Consider the following 6271-nt stretch of genomic DNA (forward strand, 5'->3'; position numbering starts at 1 on the left):
TATTTGGACAATGATGAAAAGTTCAATAAAAACAGTATGTTTAGTGTTCAACAACAGTTAATACAAACATAGCCTTTGATAAAGTTACACGTACGTATTGTCAGACTTCAATGTCGAGACTAACCAAGCTACCTGCACTGATAAAAATTTAGTAATCGCGGTAGGTTTCAGTTGAAGCGCGTAATCATATTATCTGGAGGCAATACGTATATATGTATAAAGATGTATCAATATGTAGCAAGGAGTATAGAAAGAATATTCAAGCTGAATTAGGCAATGCAAACTACCAAGGCAGGTATGTTAATTAACCGTATTATGGCGAGACTGACTTGAGTTTTATGTGACAGAGGGATAGCTGACCATCCGGGGTTGTTTGAGTACATTAATATTTAGGACAGAGCAGCATTTATTCGATTTTTAAAAAATAAAGAAGCGTGTCTTCTTTTTCTATATTTTGTTGAGCAGAGTAAGTTGCCAACTGTATTTTACCGTTTAAAGTTTTTATATGGAGAGTTTTTCATATAGTTATAACGGTGGTGGTTTACTAGTAACCCTTACGCAGTCTTCTTTATCACCAATGACTTCAATTATGACCCACGATGGTTCTCCAGTGTATGGGTATGAAAAATAATCTGTCACTACGCCATTAATAGTAAATGCGCCAATGAGCTTTATATCGGAGGCCTTTACAGATTTAGGGGAATTAATATCTTCGCCATTTTTTAAGCGTAAATAATCGGCAATCCATTTTTCATCTGATTCGTACATGAATACTCCTAACGAGGCTGTAGATTGGAGACTATTTAAACGCCCAAAATTGTAAACTACCCAATCATCACAGAATCAACAAGCACAAAGTAATACCAGCACTCATGTTTTTGATTTTAAAATTTAATTATACGGACACCTATATACTAATAGGCAAAATAAACTCCCCACCTTCAAAGTGAAAGCCAAGTAGTTCCTGTCAATAAACAAAGTATGCGTTTAACTGTTTACGTAAACACCCTTCCCGTTTTTGGTTTCTTTTTGATGGATGTCTTTTTACTTTCTGGTAGTTGGACGATAGGGGTTTCGTAATTTAAACCGCTCTATCCCCTATTATGCTTGATTTTTCTTTGCATCAAATATGTGCGAATAAGGTTACCAGTGGATGCTCTATCCATTCGATACAACCACTAACAATAGCCTGGGAAGAAAACACGCTATAGTCGTAATTGATTGCCCCTTGTCGGACTATTTTATCTTCTGATTTACTGCCCGTAGGTTTTCTGGCACCACCGAAAATAGTTTGTTTTACGCAATGATTGGCCATATGTCCCATCGCAATTAGGTCGTTGATGCCTTCCTGCTGGAGTGTGCTGCGTAGGTAGGTGTTATCAAACGCACTAAATTTTGTTTTTGGAATGTGTTTTCTTTTTGCCGAACTCACACATTTCAATAACTTCCCATCGGTTGCTTTCCAAGTTTTTTTGTTTGCAGGATTCAATTCAATAAAAAAAGCGGTTGCGTGTTGCAACTGATCAATTAACTGTAAAACAGCACTTTGATTACTTAATAATGGCAACGTTAATGACGACCCAGAATTGCTTGTAAAGGAAAAACCTTCCTGTTCGTCAATTAATATCACAGCAGTTTTTGTACCCGCTTCATCAAGTTGCATCCAGTGGTTTATTAAGGATCCCTGAACATATGGCATAATCTTTATCAATCACATATAAGTAGTGTATCCGAAGCGTAGTCAGACGAATTCTACTTGGCAAGTAATATTACCGATTCAGCATCAGTAAAAGTGGTTTTAGTGGGCGTTGGTCTTTAGTGAAATTTGGCGATTGAACTGATCAGCAAGTACCGTGAATGTTTCAAATTATTTTAAAATGACTTACCTTTTTTTACGTGGGGATACGTCAGGCTCAGCCACCTTTTACTAACTTTATATGACACAGCCACTAATTATTTTGCTAGCCGCTTTTAGCCCTTAAAAATGGCGCAGGCCAATGACTGACCAACGCCAAAAACACTACTATTCCTCTGCTATTTCAGCACCAGGCGGGCACGGTAAAAAGGCCGAGCCCATACTGATTTCTTCAGGTGGAGGAATTGGACCTGGCGGAGGTGGTCCGACTTTTTTCTTTGCCGCTTTATAGGCATCTAGTACCTTCTTCAGTGCCCACATCCACTTGCCAAAAAATTTCAGCAAATTCCACCACGTTGGGGCTTTTCCTAACTTTCTAAGGTCATTAAGAATTTTTTTGATTTCATTTTTACCAAATCCACGCTTTTTAAGCTGTTTAACCAACTCTTTGCGAATTTTTTTACGCCACGCTGTCCAATCTTTTAAACGCTTAGCTTCTGCGTCATCAATGGCAATGGTGCCTTCTTGGTCAGTTGGGTTAGGTTCTTCGGGTAATTCTAGATCCCATAGGTCTTCATCATCCGATGCCACAAGTAACAACAACCAATAGAGAGAAATATCAAGTTCCTGCTCCATTTCCGCCATACTTTCGGCTATTTCGATTAACAAATCAAAATGAGGATGACAAATAAGTTCACTACTACTGGTAATGCTTGTCATCACTATCTCCTATGGCTTGCTGAATGCAAACCACCAATAAGTATAGTCCAAAACGATTATTTTCTATGACTGTCGCATTACCTAAAATGGACAACAAAGAAGATAGCAATCTTGAAAATATCTATTGCTTCCTAATGCTATTTCGGTGTTTCTTAAAAAAGCCTATGCTAACGCAAGCAAGTTGAACTGAAATTATGCTGTTGGCGTTTAATTTTTCTGATAAATTAGTGATTCATTGTTAGAAGTAAATATCTATGAAAAAGCGTTTGTTTGTTTTGTATATTGGTATCTCGATAATTTGGCCGCAGGCGCATGCTGAGCAACGAATCGTCACTTTGGGAGCGTCACTGTTCCCCCCAAGCGCTTACATTGATAAAAGCACAGGTAAGTGTGTTGGTGAGAATATCGACATAACGAGCAAGATACTCGCTAACTACAATATCAAACTCGAGGTCGTGTGTACTTTACCTGCAAGAATGTACCGCTTAGTTAAAAATTCAAGGGTCGATTTTACGGTCAATGTTAAATCAACAAGAGCCCTTAGTCCGTATGTTGAATTCGTAGACCCCCCGATAAAGAAACTTGTTATTAACCTTTATCGTTACGGCACTAAAAGCGAATTCAAAACAATTTCTGCGATACGTGGTTTTGACTATAACGGTAGTCGACAAACATTAGTTGACCAAAACTACCAGTTCGTCGATTTACCCACTGCCGAAACCGCTCTTCAGATATTCTTGATGCGGCGCAGCGATGCCCTTATTTCCTATCAGTCGAATGTAGCTCTTCTAAAGCGACAAAATACGATAATCTTCCTTAAAGAGATAACTGTCACCCCATTACTTGAAGTCGATGCCTATTATGGGATCACCAAAAATTCTGCAAATTTTGATTTGCTGCGGCACGTTTTAAGTGACTATGCTCAGCAGCATAATTTGGAATATTTTGTGCCACAAAAGGCGTATTAATTTTGAGTGCAATTTAACCTACCATTAGCCAAAACCAATGGCATGACACAACCTTACTACCTAATTAATTAGACATCCTTCCCAGTTTGGGTTTCTTTATGATGGGTGTTTCTGTAATTCATAATTTATTATTTTGCTTATACTTTAGTCTAACCAGTCGTTACAAAGGTAGTTTAAAAGGCTATGCTATCCGCCGCTTTCAATATATTTGTCTAATAATCATTGGAAATGTAACAATTGGTACTTGATCACTCGGAAATGATCTAATCCAATCCCTTTGTGTAATGCTGAATGCATAAGTTTTCTCACTAGGATAAATAATGAAACGTTGGCTTTCCAGATACCTGTCTTTACTAACTCTTATCCCGGTTGTTGTCTTAATTATATTCATAGTAGCTGATGTGTTTCGAGCCTATCACGCATTCGACCAAGCAAACCAAACTATAGCGGATGTCAAATTAGTCAGTACCACCAACAGGTTGGTTCACGAATTACAAAAAGAACGAGGCATGTCTGCTGGATTTATCGGCTCAAATGGCAGTAAATTTTCTACTAGAATAAGGAACCAGAGAGGGGTAACTGACACTGCATTAAAAAATCTAAAAATTTTTATGGTCAATACCAATTATCATGAGGACACTAACAAATCCATTCAGCAACTTGTTAATAACCTGAGCGAATTGCAAAATATTCGTCAACAGGTCGATGGGCTTAGTATTGCTTTACCTAAATTGCTTGCTTATTACACACAGAACAACCTACTAATTTTAGATTTGAATGGTTATTTGGCAGCAGAGTTGGAAGAAACTAACTCATCAAAAAGATTTCTTACCCTCTATAATTTGGCCTATGCCAAAGAACAAGCAGGCATTGAGCGAGCCGTATTAAGCAATGTTTTTGCCAGAGATGGATTTACCCCTGCACTGTTTACTAGATACATTGAACTGGTCACAAAACAAGACACCTATATAAAATCAACCTATTCTGTCGCTACACCTGAATATGGAAAAGTATTAGACCAATTTGTTCAATCCAATGAAAGTCTTGAAGTAAAGCGATATAGGAAGATTGCACAAAGCAGTGACAATGGTTTTAACGTAGAAGCCAATGACTGGTTTACTGCCGCTACAAAACGTATCGACAAATTTAAAACCACAGAACAAGCATTGCTCGACGAAATAACTACTTACTCAATAGAAAAAGTTAGCTTTACTCGATTCGTCATTATATTTGAGTCCATTATCTTAGCTTTAATGTTAGCAGTGGCATATGCAGTATTCAGTACTATCAGGCTGAGAAGCATGCAATCTTTCGAAATCGATCGATTTATGAAAAATGTGAATGCAGAAAAGGATCTAACAGATAAAGTCGAAATAATTACCGAAGATGAACTAGGCAGAATTGCTAAATTAATCAATATAACTTTCGAAAATATCAGAAAAGATTTTATTAACTTTCAAGAAAACGCTCATCAAATTGGTGCAGCAACAGAGCAAGCCGCTAGCGCGACGGATCAAAGCAAAGCCAACCTTACTCAACTACAATTAGACATATCAAGCATAGCAAGTGCTACAGAAGAAATGAGCGTTAGCATAAAATCAGTCACGGAAAACATGCAAGTAGCATCTGATGGTGCAGAAAATGCTGCCAAAGAAACTGTAAACGGCGAAGAAGCAGTTAAAACATCCATGCAAGGCATCTCTCAAACAGCCATAGAAGTCGCAAAAGTAGGTGAAACAATCACCGAATTGAATAGCCGCGTCAACGATATTTTGGGCATGGTAGACGTAATCAAATCAGTTGCTGACCAAACTAATTTACTAGCACTGAACGCTGCCATAGAAGCGGCTAGAGCCGGTGAACAAGGTAGAGGTTTTGCCGTTGTCGCAGACGAAGTACGCACCCTTGCTAAACGCACGCAACAGTCTACACAACAAATTTCAGAAGTGGTTGATGTACTAAAAAGTAGCTCTCAAAAAGCATTTTCTAGTATTGAAAGTGGCAACCAGCAAGCTGAAGAAGCAGTCACAAACGCACAACAAATCTCCACGATATTAGAAAAAATAGTAGGAGATATTAAATCAGTGGATGACGTTACCAGGGTTGTCGCTATATCGACGAAAGAACAAAGCTCTGTGATACAAAGCATTAACAGTAACGTGTCGAGCATCGATGCCCAAGCCAGAGAGAATGTTGTAGGAGCAGAACAATTATCCGCTTCAAGCTTACAATTGTCAAAAATTGCCAATGATATGGAGGAGCGCATTCGAACTTATAAAGTCTAGAAATTGTCCTCTACATCGACAATAAGGATTGCACACAATTATTTGCCTAAAGTGGCAATCTTAACTAAAGATCAGCAGCCCCTAGTGACTATTAAATTAACTCGATATTCAAAGTAAAGGTGTAACCCATAAAAACAAAAGCATCGTTCAAAAGGACATGCGGGTCTTTTTCAATTCAACTATTTTTAAAGAACCTGCCCCGCAGGTCCTTGCTTATTTATCCGCACTTACTTGATGAGACACCCATTGTAGTAATAGACAACAGCACTCTCAAACGTCAAAGTAAAAGCCAAGTAAACTCAGTCAATAAACAAAGCATTCGTTTAACTATTTAAGTAAACACCCTTCCCGTTTGGGATTTCTTTATGATGGGTGATGAGATGGACGCTCCCTAATACGGCGTCAATGCGCCAAAATAGAATTTTCAACGAGACTATTTACAT

General features: G+C 38.2%; 5 protein-coding genes. 2 read left to right on the plus strand and 3 right to left on the minus strand.

All coding sequences use genetic code 11. From position 1 onward, the window contains the following. Positions 1-525: 525 nt before the first annotated feature. The 3 genes from QZ488_RS20695 to QZ488_RS20705 form a co-directional block, all read right to left on the minus strand. Entirely contained in the window at positions 526-768 is a 243-nt protein-coding gene (locus QZ488_RS20695) for a hypothetical protein (RefSeq protein WP_293752314.1), read from the minus strand. Positions 769-1123: 355 nt separating this feature from the next. Beyond that, entirely contained in the window at positions 1124-1699 is a 576-nt protein-coding gene (locus QZ488_RS20700) for an isochorismatase family protein (protein WP_293752316.1), read from the minus strand. 324 nt (positions 1700-2023) lie between these two features. After that, complete coding sequence (locus QZ488_RS20705) at positions 2024-2575, minus strand: hypothetical protein (protein ID WP_293752318.1); 552 nt, start codon at positions 2573-2575, stop codon at positions 2024-2026. 254 nt (positions 2576-2829) lie between these two features. Between QZ488_RS20705 and QZ488_RS20710 the strand changes: the two genes are divergently transcribed. Both QZ488_RS20710 and QZ488_RS20715 read left to right on the plus strand, forming a co-directional pair. Beyond that, complete coding sequence (locus tag QZ488_RS20710) at positions 2830-3543, plus strand: transporter substrate-binding domain-containing protein (protein ID WP_293752320.1); 714 nt, start codon at positions 2830-2832, stop codon at positions 3541-3543. A 320-nt stretch (positions 3544-3863) separates the two neighbouring features. Then, positions 3864-5828: a methyl-accepting chemotaxis protein gene (locus tag QZ488_RS20715; protein WP_293752322.1), complete on the plus strand. Its 1965-nt coding sequence runs from the start codon at positions 3864-3866 to the stop codon at positions 5826-5828. The last annotated feature ends 443 nt before the right edge of the window (positions 5829-6271 follow it).

The sequence above is a fragment of the uncultured Paraglaciecola sp. genome, from assembly GCF_913020055.1.
Taxonomy (GTDB): Bacteria; Pseudomonadota; Gammaproteobacteria; order Enterobacterales; family Alteromonadaceae; genus Paraglaciecola.

What these genes read in the sequence shown, in the direction of transcription:
- QZ488_RS20695 (WP_293752314.1), bottom strand. Translation starts at nt 768, where the DNA reads ATGTACGAATCAGATGAAAAATGGATTGCCGATTATTTACGCTTAAAA.
- QZ488_RS20700 (WP_293752316.1), bottom strand. Translation starts at nt 1,699, where the DNA reads ATGCCATATGTTCAGGGATCCTTAATAAACCACTGGATGCAACTTGAT.
- QZ488_RS20705 (WP_293752318.1), bottom strand. Translation starts at nt 2,575, where the DNA reads ATGACAAGCATTACCAGTAGTAGTGAACTTATTTGTCATCCTCATTTT.
- QZ488_RS20710 (WP_293752320.1), top strand. Translation starts at nt 2,830, where the DNA reads ATGAAAAAGCGTTTGTTTGTTTTGTATATTGGTATCTCGATAATTTGG.
- QZ488_RS20715 (WP_293752322.1), top strand. Translation starts at nt 3,864, where the DNA reads ATGAAACGTTGGCTTTCCAGATACCTGTCTTTACTAACTCTTATCCCG.